The organism is Ruminococcus gauvreauii (genome assembly GCF_025151995.1).
GTDB lineage: Bacteria > Bacillota > Clostridia > Lachnospirales > Lachnospiraceae > Ruminococcus_G > Ruminococcus_G gauvreauii.
The window spans coordinates 3732161-3747911 of the sequence record NZ_CP102290.1; the positions used below are offsets into that span (position 1 = coordinate 3732161).

Annotated in this window: 10 protein-coding genes; 6 read left to right on the forward strand and 4 right to left on the reverse strand. The window is 47.1% G+C overall.

Going from position 1 to position 15751, the window contains the following annotated elements; translation table 11 throughout:
• Positions 1-14 precede the first annotated feature (14 nt).
• Positions 15-1493: a GntR family transcriptional regulator gene (locus NQ502_RS17520; protein ID WP_044983268.1), complete on the forward strand. Its 1479-nt coding sequence runs from the start codon at positions 15-17 to the stop codon at positions 1491-1493.
• A gap of 121 nt (positions 1494-1614) precedes the next feature.
• On the forward strand, positions 1615-3318 hold the full coding sequence (locus NQ502_RS17525; RefSeq protein ID WP_028528738.1) for a carbon starvation CstA family protein: 1704 nt from the start codon (positions 1615-1617) through the stop codon (positions 3316-3318).
• Positions 3319-3380: 62 nt separating this feature from the next.
• On the opposite strand, the gene NQ502_RS17530 is transcribed toward NQ502_RS17525, so the two are convergent.
• Together NQ502_RS17530 and NQ502_RS17535 are read right to left on the reverse strand one after the other, a co-directional pair.
• Positions 3381-4064: a DUF2461 domain-containing protein gene (locus NQ502_RS17530; protein WP_028528739.1), complete on the reverse strand. Its 684-nt coding sequence runs from the start codon at positions 4062-4064 to the stop codon at positions 3381-3383.
• Positions 4065-4075: 11 nt separating this feature from the next.
• Positions 4076-4927 carry an RNA polymerase sigma factor gene (locus tag NQ502_RS17535; protein ID WP_028528740.1) on the reverse strand — a complete coding sequence of 284 codons (852 nt, stop codon included), beginning with the start codon at positions 4925-4927 and terminating at the stop codon, positions 4076-4078.
• Between the two features lie 154 nt (positions 4928-5081).
• Here NQ502_RS17535 and NQ502_RS17540 point away from each other — a divergent pair, with 154 nt between their 5' ends.
• Together NQ502_RS17540 and NQ502_RS17545 are read left to right on the forward strand one after the other, a co-directional pair.
• Positions 5082-6260 carry a MalY/PatB family protein gene (locus tag NQ502_RS17540; protein ID WP_028528741.1) on the forward strand — a complete coding sequence of 393 codons (1179 nt, stop codon included), beginning with the start codon at positions 5082-5084 and terminating at the stop codon, positions 6258-6260.
• Positions 6261-6412: 152 nt separating this feature from the next.
• Positions 6413-7402: a helix-turn-helix domain-containing protein gene (locus NQ502_RS17545; RefSeq protein ID WP_028528742.1), complete on the forward strand. Its 990-nt coding sequence runs from the start codon at positions 6413-6415 to the stop codon at positions 7400-7402.
• Here the strand turns inward: NQ502_RS17545 and NQ502_RS17550 are convergent.
• Entirely contained in the window at positions 7399-7968 is a 570-nt protein-coding gene (locus tag NQ502_RS17550) for a TetR-like C-terminal domain-containing protein (protein ID WP_028528743.1), read from the reverse strand. The genes NQ502_RS17545 and NQ502_RS17550 overlap by 4 nt on opposite strands.
• A gap of 171 nt (positions 7969-8139) precedes the next feature.
• Between NQ502_RS17550 and NQ502_RS17555 the strand changes: the two genes are divergently transcribed.
• Both NQ502_RS17555 and NQ502_RS17560 read left to right on the forward strand, forming a co-directional pair.
• Positions 8140-10218 carry an efflux RND transporter permease subunit gene (locus NQ502_RS17555; RefSeq protein ID WP_028528744.1) on the forward strand — a complete coding sequence of 693 codons (2079 nt, stop codon included), beginning with the start codon at positions 8140-8142 and terminating at the stop codon, positions 10216-10218.
• Positions 10208-12775: a hypothetical protein gene (locus tag NQ502_RS17560; protein ID WP_028528745.1), complete on the forward strand. Its 2568-nt coding sequence runs from the start codon at positions 10208-10210 to the stop codon at positions 12773-12775. Before NQ502_RS17555 ends, NQ502_RS17560 begins: the two co-directional genes overlap by 11 nt.
• Before the next feature lie 54 nt (positions 12776-12829).
• Here NQ502_RS17560 and NQ502_RS17565 read toward each other — a convergent pair whose 3' ends face one another.
• Positions 12830-15715 (reverse strand): EAL domain-containing protein, encoded by a 2886-nt coding sequence (locus NQ502_RS17565; RefSeq protein ID WP_028528746.1) that lies wholly within the window; start codon positions 15713-15715, stop codon positions 12830-12832.
• Positions 15716-15751: the final 36 nt, after the last annotated feature.

The following is a 15751-nucleotide window of genomic DNA, read 5'->3' on the forward strand; positions in this document are numbered from 1 at the left end:
AGGGGGTGATTCTGTTGTATCAGGAGCCACATGAATATGAATATCTGTACCAGTCACTGGTATTACAATTTGAGTGCGGCGCTTTTTTGGCAGGTCAGACGTTTCTCACACAGAAGCAGATCTGCAGACAGTATAACGTGGGAATCACCACGGTACGAAAAGTGATGAAAATGCTTTCGCAACAGGGATATATCCGGACGGCGTCCGGCCAGCCGGCGACTGTGGCTTATCAGGCGTCGAGGAAACTTCTCATATCTTCGCTTGTGAGCCGCAGAAATGCTATATCAGACTGTTATCAGGGAATGAGGATGCTGCTGCCTGCGTTATACCGTGAGGGCGCAAAACTCTGCGGCGATGCTGAACTGGAGATGTTGCAGAAGACAGCTGAGGAGATTTACGACGATATGGAACTTTCAGCGCTGTATCGTCAGGCAAATGCCTTTTTTACAAAACTACTTGAGCCATTTCGCAATGGATTGATCATTGACCTGGAAATTGATGCGGAGAATTATCTGCATATTCCCTATATTCCGGTTGATTATGCGCAGGATCCTTTTTATCAGTCACCGCGCCGTGTTAAAAATCGGCTGCAGACAGCACATAAGATGATTAAAGAAAAACGGTTTGATGATTTTTATGAAAGTGTTCTGCGTATATACAATGACACTTATCAGAAAGTGGACCAGTATCTCAGTCTTCTTGGCAGACATGCTGAGGAGATGCCATTATCGAAAAAAGATATCCCCTGGTTTCGGACGAAGAGGCATTCTGAATTGTATTCACGCCTGGCAATGACAATTGTACGGCGTATTCTAAACGGTGAATTTGACGGACAGAAATATCTGCCTTCAATTCCCAGGCTGATGGAAGAATACGGAGTGATGAAAGATACCGCCAGCCGTGCGCTCAATTTGCTGAATACTCTTGGATTTACCCAGACAATCGATAAAAAAGGAACTGTGATCACCTCGAAAGATTTCCGAAGTGTCAGGGGACACGTTGACTTTAGTGATGCTGTGATCAGGGAACGGCTCACACTTTTTATGGAGGCACTTCAGATACTGGCGCTGACCACACGTGAATGTACAGCCGTGCTTCCCGCTGTTCCTGAAGAATGGGTCGGCAGGCTGGTGAAAAATCCCTATATGATCGAAGAAAATCAAATCGGTTCTCAGTCGATACAGGTCCTGATGAATTATCTGATCTATTCAGCGCCCTGCAATTCACTGCAGAATATTTACCGGCAGCTGAATGAAATGCTGCTGTGGGGGAATTATCTGATGTCAGTTGAGGTGGAATTATATTCCGGTGACTGGAAGAAGATAGCGGAGACGGTAAGTGAAATCTTAACAGCGCTGAGAAAAAATGAGGAATCAGTTCTTCCTGAGCTTTTCGAAAGGTTTTTTTTACAGGCGTATCAAAGCATATACGCCGTGGTGGTTCAGCTGCCATTTGATGAAGAAGATCTTCCGCATTTCCTGACACTTTTGTAAGGTGAAGTCCGGTCTGCAGCGTGCCGGTTGCTGACACGATCAGGAAAAAACTTGAACTTATGCCGAAATCGTGGTAAAACAATTATGTTTGATAAATACTTAAAGAGAAAGAGGGATAAGAATGAGTGGAATCTTGATGATGGTGATTGCGATAGTGGTACTCGGCGGGGCATACCTGCTGTACGGACGCTATCTCCAGAAAAAATGGGGAATTGACCCCGATGCTAAGACACCCGCGTATGAAATGGAGGACGGAGTAGATTACGTTCCTGCGGATACGAACGTTGTATTCGGACATCAGTTTGCATCGATAGCCGGTGCAGGACCGATCAACGGGCCGATACAGGCGGCAATCTTCGGCTGGCTTCCGGTGCTTCTCTGGATCCTGATAGGAGGCGTATTCTTCGGTGCAGTACAGGATTTTGCGGCTATGTACGCATCCGTTAAGAATAAGGGACGTACGATCGGTCACATTATTGAAACCTATATCGGAAAGCTGGGCAAAAAACTTTTCCTGCTGTTCTGCTGGCTGTTCTGTATTCTGGTTGTTGCAGCATTTGCCGACGTCGTTGCCGGGACCTTCAACGGCTTCGCGGTCAGCGAGGCCGGGGAGGTTTCCAGGGTGGCAGCTAACGGTGCGGTTGCAACAACTTCCGTGTTATTTATTCTGGAGGCGGTCATCCTCGGGATGCTGTTAAAATACGGCAAACTTAATAAATGGGCGAACACGGCGGTTGCGATCCTCATGCTGGTGGCAGCAGTTGCGCTTGGCCTGAAATTTCCGATGTACCTGGGACTCAATACCTGGCATGTGATCATTTTTGCCTATATCCTGATTGCGTGTGTGGCGCCTGTCTGGTCACTGCTTCAGCCCAGGGACTATCTGAACAGTTATCTGCTGATCTTCATGATCGTGGGGGCTGTCGTCGGCGTATTCGCGGCAAATCCGTCTTGCAATCTGGAGGCATTTACGAGCTTCAATGTGGACGGACAGTTCCTGTTTCCGATCCTGTTCGTGACGATTGCGTGCGGAGCGGTATCAGGATTTCATTCTCTGGTGTCGTCGGGAACAGCTTCCAAACAGATTAAAAGTGAAAAGAGCATGCTTCCTGTTTCCTTCGGGGCGATGCTCATGGAAAGTATGCTTGCGGTGATCGCACTGATCGCGGTAGCATCCTTTGCTCAGGGGGAAGCCGCGGCACAGGGACTGACGACGCAGCCGCAGATCTTTGCCGGTGCGATCGCCAATTTCCTGTCCGCTTTGGGACTTCCGCATTCACTGGTATTTACACTGATCAATCTGGCTGTGTCCGCGTTTGCGCTGACCTCACTGGACTCTGTGGCCAGGGTGGGACGTCTTTCCTTCCAGGAATTCTTCCTGGATGACGATGTGGACATGGAACGTATGAGTCCAGTTCTGAAGATCGTGACCAACAAATACTTCGCGACGGTATTGACCCTGGTACTGGCATATCTGCTCACCAAAGTCGGCTATGCGGAAATCTGGCCGCTGTTCGGATCTGCGAATCAGCTGCTCTCGGTACTGGCCCTTGTCGCGTGTGCGGTGTTCCTGAAGAAGACGAAACGCCAGGGGTTCATGCTCTGGGGGCCGATGGTCTTTATGATGGCAGTTACCTTTACCGCGCTGGCGATGACGATCACAAAGCTCGGGAAAGCACTGGTGACGACCGGACTCAGCCTTGGAAATACGCTGCAGCTGGTTTTTGCAGTCCTTCTTCTGATTCTCGGGATTCTTGTGGCAATACAGGGAATCAAAAAACTCCTGGAAAAGCCGGGAAGGGAAGAAGAAAAAGCCACAGTCTAGATACAATATTCCGGAAAATGTATTACTTATCATGCACTCAGGACCCCGGTCCCGGGTGCATTTTATCTGGAAGGCATCTGGAAACCGGAAAGTGCCCTGTTCAGATAATCGTTAAACGGCTGCATTCTCCGAAAAATATCGGCGGCATGTTCGATGAACAGATCTTCACGCAGCAGTTCTTCATCCGGGATAACATGTTCCACATACCAGCTCTTATATTTCAGATATTCTGCCTGAGGATGATTCCTGTCGTATCCGGCGGGGACATTCTTCAGGGAGGTCCCCTTCACGGAGAAGAGTGACCGGAAATCTTCGGCGCCTGTGATCTGTGCCCATTCGTCCGGATGCGAGGAGATGTGATCCCGCACCATGGCCGTCGCGTCTTTGAACATGTCGGCAAACAATCCGCCGCCCAGAAACGACTGGTTGTCCGGCTTGATCATGATGTAATAACCAACCGGAACCGGGAGCTTTCCCTTTGCCCCGATGTGGGCACGGAATGCCGGGTTGTACGGGGATTTGTCATGGCTGAAACGGGTATCCCGCACAAGCTTGAAGGTCAGGTCTTTCGGCACATTATGAAGAATGCCGGTATCTGTCTCGCCGATTCGAAGAATCAGCTCCTGCAGCAGGATCTCGAACTGTGCAGACGCCTCTCTTTGCTCTGCCTTATGAGCATGATACCATTCACGGTTATTGTTCCTGCAAAGTTCAGATAAGTAATCTAATATGATTGCTGTATTCATAATCGTTCTCCTTACGAATTTTTTATGGTGGAAAGTGATGCCGAGTCTAAAAAGTCCATGACAAACTGTTTGGTTCTTTCCGGTGACTCATACGTCTTGCAGAAAGCAAACTTCAAAGACAGATCGTCAATGTCTTCCATTGCATTCTTAAAACTCACTCTGGTTTCTTCCGGGATCTCGACAGCACCGGTATAATCCAGACTCCCCGGATTCAGCCGGTGGTTCTGTATGGCATAATTGATACGGTCCCTGCACCTGCACTTGCCGCTTCCGTACTCACCGCAGTATGATTCCAGGAAATCTCCTACTTTTTTTCGGATTCTGGAGAGACGCTGGCGGTACGCCTCAGGTGTCAGCCCCAGTATTTCGCCTGCAATCCTGCTGTCCAGCTTAAACATCGTCCCGAGGATGAAGATACAGCGGCTTTCGGTATCGAGGCATTGCAGCATCACATTGGTACAGGACATCTTCAGTTCCTCTTCCAGAATCGCTTTCTCGACGTCCTGCGTCAGATCCGGTACATCCAGTATCTGTCCGTTTTCAATATCATCTCCGTAGTACTCAAAACTCAGCGGATAATGCGCAAACATATGTTTTTTATAGTTTTTCAGATGATTTGCAGCAATGCTGAACACCCAGGTGGAAAAGGAGCTTTCTCTCTTAAATGTGGACAGGTGTGTAAGGATCTTGAGTATGATATCCTGGGTGGCGTCCTCCGCGTCTGCGAAAGTGCCAAGCATTCGCAGAGAAAGGTTGAAAATCAGGTCCCGGACGCTGAGGATGACGGTTTCCAGAGATTTTTTGTCTCCGGCGGTTGCCTGTTCAATCAGTATCGATAATTCTTCGTTCGTTTTTTTATTCATGTAATGTAACCTCCTTATTTAATTAGACATCGTAAATATGACTGTGTGACATAGATTATAAAAGAAATCAGAGGATAAATTCAATGATCCAAAATCAGAAAAATTTGTTATAGTATAAGATGATACAATTTGCTGAGACAAAAAGGAGAAGTATATGGCTGAGAGAAATCTGAATTTTGATAAAATCATAAACAGAAAAGATACAGATTGTTTGAAATATGATTTTGGGAATAAATATGGCATGCCGGAGGATGTATTGCCTTTGTGGGTAGCGGATATGGATTTTGAGACGTCTTCCTACGTCGTCGATGCGCTGACCGAGAGAGTAAAACATGGTATTTTTGGTTACAGTGAAGTACAGACGCCATACTTTGAGATTGTAAGGGACTGGATGAAGCGCCGCCACGACTGGGATGTCAGGGAAGAGTGGATGATTAAAACACCGGGTATCGTATTTGCGCTGGCGACGGCAGTAAAGGCATACACGGAGCCGGGCGACAGTGTTTTACTGCAGCTGCCGGTATATTATCCATTTTCTGAGGTGATCGTGGATAACGGAAGAAAAGCCGTGAGCAATACGTTATATCCTGGAGACGACAACCGGTATCATATCGACTTCGAAGATTTTGAAAAGAAAATTGTCGATGAAAAGATTAAACTGTTTTTCCTGTGCAGCCCGCACAATCCTGTTGGCAGGGTGTGGTCAGAAGACGAGCTGTTGAGGCTGGGAGACATCTGTGTGAAACACAATGTGATCGTCGTCAGCGATGAAATCCATGAGGATTTTGTATTTAAGGGCAGGCACCTGGTGTTTTCCAGCCTGAAAAAAGAATATGCGGATATCAGTATTACCTGCACCTCTCCCAGCAAAACGTTCAACCTTGCAGGGCTTGTCATCTCGAACATATTTATACCGAACCAAAAGCTGAGGCGCAAATTCAGAAAAGAAGTAAACGCGGCGGGGATAAGTCAGCTGGGTGCGATGGCGCTTGTGGGATGTGGGGCTGCATACAGCAAGGGCGATGAATGGTATGAGGCAATGCATTCCTATGTGGCTGAAAATATCGAATTTACCAGAACATATGTGACAGAGAATCTGCGGGGTGTCAGGATGATTGAGCACGAGGGGACCTATCTGGTATGGCTGGATTTCAGAGGACTGGGATTAAATGCGGATGAGCTGGAACATTTGATCGTTCACAGGGCAAGGCTCTGGTTAGACAGTGGAGAAATATTCGGGGAAAGCGGAAGCGGATTCCAGAGGATCAATGTGGCATGCCCGAGAAGCTTATTAAAACAGGCACTGGACAGGATGAAAGAAGCACTGGCGTAATCACGTGCAGATGCCGGAAAACTCACAGATTCGGACGGAAACATGTGAGTGCAACTGCCGGTTGACAGATTATACAGCGCGCTTGGTGGTTGGCAACCGTATAAAATCTTATGATACAGACAACAAATCTAATATTGAAAGAGGATGATAATATGATCTTAGCAGAAAAAATCGCTGCACTGCGCAGGAAGAACGGATGGTCCCAGGAGGAACTTGCACATCAGATGGGAGTGTCCAGACAGTCTGTATCAAAGTGGGAATCGGGAACTTCCATCCCTGACCTGGAACGCATTTTAAAACTCAGCCAGATATTCGGAGTCAGCACGGACTATTTATTAAAAGAAGAAATAGAGGAGGAGCCGATTACTGCTGCTGCAGATTCCGGAACAGAAGAACTGATGAAAACGGTCACGTTGGATGAGGCAAACGAGTATATGGACCTCAACATACGGTCGGCAAAAAAGACGGCGATTGCGACAGCATCCTATGTACTGTCTCCGGTTGCATTCCTTTTTCTGGCAGGCCTGTCTGAATACAGACAGCATGTGATCAGTGAAAACATGGCGGGCGGTGCGGGAGTAGTCGTACTGCTTCTGATCGTGGGGATTGCCACGGCGTATTTTGTGATGCACGGAATGAAACTGGAACCGTATGAACATCTGGAGAAGGAATGTTTTCGGCTGGAGTACGGAGTGGAAGGAATCGTCAGGAAGAGGATGACGGAATACGAGGGAACTTATCGTATCTGTATTATGGCGGGAGTCTTCCTCTGTATCATCTGCGCCATACCGCTTATGGTAGCGGCAGCAGCCGACAGCCCGGATTTCGTGTACATGATCTGTATTGAAATTTTGCTGATCATGATAGCCTGCGCTGTTTTTCTGTTTGTATTGGCGGGAGAGAAAAAGGACTGTTATGAGGTGCTGCTCCAGGAAGGGGATCACAGCCCGGAGAAAAAAATGGAAGAGAAAAAGACCGAGCGTGTGGGCCGTATCTACTGGTGCATCATTGTCGCGGCGTACCTGGGAGTCAGCCTGTACACAAACGACTGGGGCAGGACATGGATCATCTGGCCCTGCGCGGCTGTTTTATACGTAGCGGTGCGCGCCATATGCGGAGCATTTAAGCATAAGGCAGATTAAGAAAAGGCTTTTATCCCGCTTAAGATCATCTCATTTGAGAGAAGTGCCATTGTTTCGGGGCTGCGTGAAAAGTCATTCTGTACCCAGGTTTCGATCAGTCCGAGACATCCGGAGATGATAAAGGAAAAATAGTATTCGAAGTTTTCTTCTTTATATGATTCTAATGACCATGCATATTTGATACGTTCTTTTAATAACTTTTTAATACGTGCGACGAATGCAAAATCACCGTGGATGCCCAGCAGGGCAGATACGGTTTTTTTGTTATCCAGAAGGTAATGGAAAATGTCCTGCAGTATCGGAAGCGGGGTAGGACACTCCGACTGAGTGAAATTCTCGTCCAGTATCCGGTTGAATTCCGTGAACAACTCTTCTTCTATGGTATCCAGCATGTGAAAAACATCTTTGTAATGCAGATAAAAGGTACAGCGGTTGATATCAGCGTAGTCGGTTAGCTCTTTTACAGAGATATCCTTAATATCCTTTTCCAGCAATAAGGTCATCAGTCCTTCCAGCAGCATGCGCTTGGTTCTGCGGACTCTGCGGTCTGTTTTTTTGTTTTCCATAAGAAAAATCCCCCATTAATTAACACCGGATTGCCGGTATGTTGTATATCATCCGTTTTCAATTAAGATTGATTATTGCAATGTAGATGTTAAGAATATTATAATACATACAAAGATAAACAACAAGTGTTAATTAAACAACATGAGTTTGTTAAGATTGGAGCTGAACAAGTGGAGAGGTATACGAAATTCATACTAAAGCATCGAAGAACAGTGATTGCCTTCTTTATCATCTGTGCGGCGGTCTGTGCAGTGCTGTCAATATTCGTAGAAGTAAATTATAAATTCGAAGACTACCTGCCGGATGATGCAAAGTCGACACATGCACTGGACGTGATGTATGAAGAATATGACCAGGCGATTCCGAATCTGAGGGTGCTCATCTATGACGTGTCGATCGCAGAGGCACTGGAATATAAGCAAAAGCTTGCAGAAGTGCCGGGAGTTGAGGAGATCAACTGGCTGGATGATGCGGTGAATATCTATGAACCGCTGGAAAGTGCCGATGCAGATATCTTAGACACCTGGTACAGAGATGAGGATGCGTTATATCAGATAACAATCGATGAAACAGATGGGGCGCAGGTTATCGCCAGCGTACGGGATATCATCGGTGCAGACAATTGCATGGATGGTACTGCGGTATCAAATGCGCTTGCTCCCGTCAACACTTCAAAAGAAGTCGGGCAGATTATCTTATATGTAATCCCATTGATTTTTGTGATTCTTTTTCTCACCACAACATCCTGGTTCGAACCGGTGTTGTTTATGGCTGCGATTGGTGTTGCTATTCTTCTGAACCGGGGAACAAACCTGATGTTTGGGACGATTTCTTTCGTGACGAATGCAGCCGGCAGTATTCTGCAGCTTGCAGTGTCTATGGACTATTCGATTTTCTTGCTGCACCGGTTCGCGGAAAACAGGAGGAAGGGGCAGGATGTTCAGCGAGCCATGGCAGGTGCGGTGAAACAGTCGGTTGGTTCAGTGCTGTCGTCCGGTCTGACAACGGTCAGCGGATTTATGGCTCTGGTGCTGATGCAGTTTAAAATAGGACCGGATATGGGCTGGGTCATGGCAAAAGCCATTGTACTGAGCCTGATCTGTGTACTCAGCCTTCTGCCCGCGCTTACGGTCAGCTGTTACCGGCTGATTGACAGGACTCAGCACCGGTCATTCGTGCCTTCACTGGATGGATTCTCCAGGGCAGTGCTGAAGATGAGAATACCGATGCTTACGCTGTTTGCAGTACTGATGGTGCCATGCATGCTGGGACAGCAGAAGAATTCATTTTTATACGGAGGCAGTCAGGTATATCAAAATGAGAATAATCAGATTGGGCGTGACATGCTTGCAATCGAAGAAAAATATGGAATCAGCAATTCCGTCGTACTCATGGTACCGAAAGGAGAGATGGAAAAAGAGATCGCATTAAACGAAGAACTGAAGAAATCAGAGGGCGTGACGTCTGTTATCTCGTATGTAAATTCTGTTGGGGCCATGATCCCTGCGGATTTTGTTCCGGAAGATGAGATATCCCGGCTGTATTCCGAACATTACAGCAGGTTCATCGTGTCGGTCGAAACAGCAGAGGCCTATGGCGGGTGGCAGGATGCTGTCGCCCGGCTGCGGGATGCGGGCAGAAAATATTACGGTGATAAGGCATTATTTGCGGGAGATCTGGCAAGTACAGAGGACTTAAAAACGACGATCGTAAAAGACACTGCCCGGGTAAATGCGCTTGCGATCGGTTTTGTGTTTCTGATCCTTCTGTATAATTTTAAATCAATTTCGCTGCCGGTCATCCTGACACTGGTCATTGAGACTTCGATATGGATCAATCTGACCATACCCTATTTCCAGAGTATCAATCTGTTCTATATCGGATATCTGATCATCAGCTCAGTACAGCTCGGAGCGACCATCGACTACGGCATCCTGCTGACGGACCGTTACATGGAGAACAGAAAAAGGATGCCCAAAAAGGAGGCGATGCTCTTTTCGGTCAGGCAGTGTACCGTTTCAATCTTTACATCGGCGGTCATTCTGACGCTGGCCGGTTTCCTGATGGGGACAATTTCTACCAATAACGTGTTGAGTCAGCTGGGAACCTTACTCGGGAGAGGGGCAGTCATTTCATTTATTCTTGTCATATTTGTACTGCCCAACCTGCTGATGGTTCTGGATAAACTGATTGAAAAAACAACGTGGAAGGCTAATTTCTATAAGGAGTGGAGGTATTATGAAAAATAAAAAATTCATTTGCAGACAGGCGGCCGCTCTCATGCTGTCCGCAGCAATGGTCAGTACGTATGTGCTGCCGGCTGCAGCAGAAGTGCCGGAAACCAGAAAAGAGGAGAATATATACGCGAATCTGTCAAAAGACGGAGAAGTCGAGGGGATCTATGTTGTCAATGGGTATGAACTGAGCCGGAAGACAGATATCGTTGACTATGGAGATTATACAGCCGTACGAAATCTGACATCTTCGAGCGAAATCAGGAATCAGGACGGACGGATAGAAACGTCCGCCGATCAGGGGAAATTCTATTATCAGGGTAATCTTGCCCATAATGATCTGCCGTGGCTTATCGGTATCGATTATGAATTGAACGGAAAAAAAATATCTGCGGATGCACTCGCGGGTAAAAGCGGGGCAATAAAGATCACGATTATGACAGCCAAAAATCAGAATGTGGAGCAGGGCTTTTTTGACAATTACCTGCTGCAGGCAACCGTTACACTGAATACGGATATGTGCACGAACATTGAGGCGGAAGGTGCAACATTGGCAAATGTGGGAAATAAAAAACAGATCGTGTACAATATTATGGCGGGACAGGAAAAAACAGTGGAGATCACAGCACAGGTAAAGGATTTCGAGATGGATGCCATAAGTTTTTCAGGAGTCCCGATGTCGTTTGATGTCAATGCTGATAATTTTGATACGAGCGAATTGACAAATAAGACATCAGATATCACCGGTGCAGTGAGAGATCTGGATGAGGGGGCAGACACACTGGTAAATGGAACTGAAAATCTGATGAACGGTGCGGAACAGTATGCAGCAGGCATTGATCTGCTGCAAGGCGGGACGGCAGCACTGACGGCAGGTGTCCGTGAGCTGGACCAACATTCAGCACCCCTGAATACCGGTGTCATGATGCTGACGGAAGGAACGTACAGTCTCCTGGACGCCACAGAAGACCTGGATAACGGAATTTCTGCCTATACGAGCGGAACATCCGAAGCATCAGAGGGGGCGGACATACTGGCAGAAAAGACGAAGGATCTGCCGGGTCTTATGAGTACTCTCAGCGATGCTCTTGGCAAACTGCAGCAGGCAGGAGAACAGCTTGCAGATGCGGACAGCGGTGCAGTGGCACAGATCAATGCCGCGCTGGACCAGATCAGTGCAGGCCTTACGGGGATGGAATCCGGGCTTACAGCAATGGATTCAAGTCTTTCAGCCATGGCAGGCGGTTTGGAGGAGCTGGAACCGAAGCTGTTACGGCTGATAAATGGACTGGATGGTATGGATGCAGGATATCTGGCAGGACTGGAGCAGATTTATGCAGGGTATGGACAACAGGTGGCTGCACTGGAAAATATTATGGATCTGTTACCTGTAATGGATTCAGAAACAGCCGTATATGAGGGTGAACCGGAAATGACAACCAATACTGAGACAATGGAGGGCGAATACACAGAGGATCATACGGAAAGCACAACAGAAGAAACCGTGGATGAGGAGGGAAATAAAGTAACGGTCATAAACAATACTGTATACATGACTAAGACGGATACCACCACCATAACAAATGATACGAAGACAACACAGACGGTATCAGGGGATGTATCAGGTCTTAATGAGCTGTCGGCAGCGCTTAACAGTCTGCACCAGAATATGAGCGGTACGAGGGATGCCCTGTGCCGGATACTGTATGGAGATGGCACCGTAGAAAGTCCGGGACTCAACGCGTCTGTTGCCGAATTAAGAAACGGAACAGAGCAGATATACGGGGCGCTGTATACAGGAAATGACAGGATACCTGGTTTAAAACCGGGATTACAACAGCTTCAAATCGGAATATCCGGTGAAGGCGGCATGCTGTCCGGCGTAAAAGAACTGCAGACCGGTGTGGATTTACTCAGAACTTCGCTCAATGAAGATACTCCGGAGCATATAAGCATTAATTCTGCGCTTAAGGGTATAAGCGAAGGACTCACAGAGCTGCAGGACGAGACGGCGGGTCTGCCGGGTATCGGAGCGCAGCTGACTTCCGGCATTGGGAATCTGCAGTCTGGACTGAGTAAACTGACAGCACAAAACAGCACTCTTCGAAACGGAGCAAACAGCCTGAATGGGGGAGCAGTATCAATTTCAGACGGGGCAGAGGATTTATTTACCGGTATAGCTTCTTATACGAATGGTATGGCGCAGATAAGCGTTAATATGAACGATGTGGAAAGCGGAATCAGCGAACTGCAGTCCAAGATGACTGGAATCACTGATGGGATGAATCAGCTAAAGGACGGGGCTTTAGAGATGAAAGGGGGTACGCAGGAGTTTAAAGACGAGACATCGGATATCGATACGCAGATTATGGAAGGCATTGAAAAAGAACTGGAAAACATGACGGGTGGAAATTACAGACCGGTTTCATTTGCTTCCGGAAAAAATGTAAATGTTGATTCGGTTCAGTTTATTATGAAGACGGAAAACATACGTGTTTTAGAAAAAGAAACAGCTGAAAATAATGTGGAAAAAAAGAGCATCTGGGATAAAATCAAGGGATTATTCTGTTGAAAGGAAGGCTCGGAAAAACATACTTGATTTCCGAGCCTTTTCAATATATTCTGTTCACGGTATCAGTTTTTCATAGCTTACCAGATCCATTGGGCGGTAGAAATAAAATCCCTGAGCCAGGCGGCATCCTATTTCCTGAAGTATCTCGGACTGTATCTGATCTTCCACACCCTCACAGATCACGGTGATGCCCAGTTCACCTGCCATGCGGATGACATTTTCTACAACAATCTGTTCCCTCTTCCCGGCAACTCCGTGGCATACGAAGCTGCGGTCCAGTTTTAACACATCAGCAGGTAATTGCCTGAGCTGTCCGAGTGAAGAGTATCCTGATCCAAAATCGTCAATCGCGATTTTAAACCAGAGTGCTTTCAGACGGGGCAGCATTTGCTCGATTGTACCGGAGTCATCGATCAGAGCACTTTCTGTGATTTCAATCTCCAGCAGTTGATGGGGGATCTTCCATTTGTCGGCTATTTCACAGATACGTTCCGGGAAATCCTGATGTTCGAAATGCAGTCTGGAGAAGTTACATGAAACCGGCAGAAGTGTTCGTCCCTGTTCCTTCCAGCCATGCATCGTGCGGCAGACGCTTTCGAACAGCCAGAAATCCACCTTTTTAACCATCCCGTTCTTTTCAAACAGTGGAATAAACGTTCCAGGCATCAAAAATCCCATTTTAGGATGGTTCCACCTGATCAGCGCTTCGCTTCCGATGATCCGTCCGTCTGCCATGGATACTTTGGGCTGATAATAAACTTCGAACTCGTCCGCAGATAATGCGGCATCCAGATCTCCCTCCAGCCGACGGGCCAGAAGTGCCTGTCGGCGCATCTGTTCATCGTACAGTACAGCGAAACTGCCGGGTGTGGTTTTTGCATGGCGCCGTGCATAATTCGCAAAATCAAGCATTTGTTTTATATCGGTTTTATCGGAAGGGGTTACAGGATAAACACCGAAGATAAGCTCTATCCGATAGGGAATTTCCGTGTTTTGGGTTCTCCACCTGTTTAATCTTTCTACACATGACTCAAGACGTCCGACTAACAGATCCCAGTCCGTATACTGCACCAGAAGAACGAAGTTGTCAGCCGAAACACGTACACAGTATTCGCTGCTTTCAAGTTCATCCTGGAACATACGGCTGCAGGCGCGCAGCACGGCATCACCGGTTGCGAAGCCAAAGTTGTCGTTTATTAGTTTAAACTGGCAGATGTCACTGTAGAGAAGTGCCAGGTCCCGATTTCTCTCATCAGTCATAGACTGCGTCCATTTATGATAAAACCCATTGATGCTGTCAAGACCAGTCAGTTCATCCTGGTAGAGCAGTTCCTGGATCCGGCGGTTGCTGCGCAGGGCATTTCTGAGATTATAGCTGACAAGAAGGATAATGATGACAAGGATCAGGCTGACGCCGCAGACTACGGCCCACATATGTTCCTGTACAAATTCTGCCAGACTGATTTCTCTTGCGTTTATGGAGTTGTTAACCAGAAAGGTATCCACTTCTTCCACGGGGAGGTACTGAATACATTTATTGATAACGGAATACAGCCTGGAATCTTCATCGGAAGATACCGCGACACACATCTTATTGATATACTGACCCAGGGCTGCTTCCTGCAACCCGCTGTAACGCGTGCTGTTCAGATAAAATCCGGCAACCTGTGTATTAATGTAAGCAGCATCGGCATCACCCGTCCGCACTGCCTCCAGGCACTCCACGGCAGTGGAACAGTATTGTACCGTACTGTGAGGATTGTCGCTGCTGATGACTTCTGAAAGCTGATAGCCCTTTACCAGTGCCACAACCCGTTGCTCACGTGTGTCGTAGCGGGTGATCATGGAGGTCGGGGTGCTCAGGTAGTAAAGCGTTGAATTAATATTATTTCTTCCGTCCCAGAGGTAATCGCCGTCCGATAAACAGAGTGCGTCAATTTTGCCCTGCTGCAAAAGATTTAGTGAGTCTGACTGGGTATGTGCTTCGAAACGAAACTTTAATCCGCTGCTGTCTGCAATATACTGGAAGATATCGGCCGTTACACCGCGGAATTCTCCGGTCTTTTCATCCTGATACGTCAATGGGGCAAAGGATGGATCATAAGAAACAACCACAGGATCTGACTGTGTAATAAACTGGCGCTCATCCTTTGTAAATACAGGCTTCTGATTGGAACTGGGCGCCAGATATTTGTCATAGAGATCAGAACCATAGCTTGGATTACTCAAAAGTATATGATCCATGGCACGGTTTAAGTCATCAAGCAGCCCGGGCTTTTTTGCAGTCACAGTCAGATAAAGCGGACTGGGAGAAAACTGTGCAACACTGCGGAAAGAGCTGTTTTTGCCCAGATGCGTGATAGCCACACCGTCCAGATATCCATTTTCCAGCGCACCCAGTAATCTGTCAGTCTCATCGTACTCTGTGATATCCAGAGAGACTCCGTTATTTTTACAGAATTCCTTAAATCTTTCGCCATCCACACCGCCCCGGATGATACCGACCTTCATGCCCTCAAAGGCAGTAAAATCCTCATAGGCATAGCGTTCATCATCCATCCTGACATTGAGTGTGGTATAGATGGAACACATCGGCTGAGTGACAAACAGTATCTCTTCCGCCCGTTCCTCCGTATAGTAAACGGAAGGGAGAAGATCAATCTCTCCCTTCACAAGTTTATCATAAGCTTCGCTCCAGCTTCCGGTATCCACTATTTCAAACTGCAGATCTGAATTCTTGGCAAGTTCCTGAATATATTCAATATTATACCCGGCATATTCCCCCTGCTGATTCCGGGACATATAATCTCCGTCCTCATAATATCCGACTTTGACGGTCTTTGTTTTCTGCTCTGCCGCAACTACCGCAGGTGTCAGGCAGAGGCATATCATAAACTGTATCGTGATGATTATTAAGCTCCGCTTACATGCATGATTCATGACTGAACCCCACTTTCAATCATTTTAAGATTATTG

Excerpts from the sequence above, each read along its gene's own strand:
- NQ502_RS17525 (WP_028528738.1), top strand. The coding sequence starts at position 1,615 with ATGAGTGGAATCTTGATGATGGTGATTGCGATAGTGGTACTCGGCGGG.
- NQ502_RS17530 (WP_028528739.1), bottom strand. The coding sequence starts at position 4,064 with ATGAATACAGCAATCATATTAGATTACTTATCTGAACTTTGCAGGAAC.
- NQ502_RS17535 (WP_028528740.1), bottom strand. The coding sequence starts at position 4,927 with ATGAATAAAAAAACGAACGAAGAATTATCGATACTGATTGAACAGGCA.
- NQ502_RS17540 (WP_028528741.1), top strand. The coding sequence starts at position 5,082 with ATGGCTGAGAGAAATCTGAATTTTGATAAAATCATAAACAGAAAAGAT.
- NQ502_RS17545 (WP_028528742.1), top strand. The coding sequence starts at position 6,413 with ATGATCTTAGCAGAAAAAATCGCTGCACTGCGCAGGAAGAACGGATGG.
- NQ502_RS17550 (WP_028528743.1), bottom strand. The coding sequence starts at position 7,968 with ATGGAAAACAAAAAAACAGACCGCAGAGTCCGCAGAACCAAGCGCATG.
- NQ502_RS17560 (WP_028528745.1), top strand. The coding sequence starts at position 10,208 with ATGAAAAATAAAAAATTCATTTGCAGACAGGCGGCCGCTCTCATGCTG.
- NQ502_RS17565 (WP_028528746.1), bottom strand. The coding sequence starts at position 15,715 with ATGAATCATGCATGTAAGCGGAGCTTAATAATCATCACGATACAGTTT.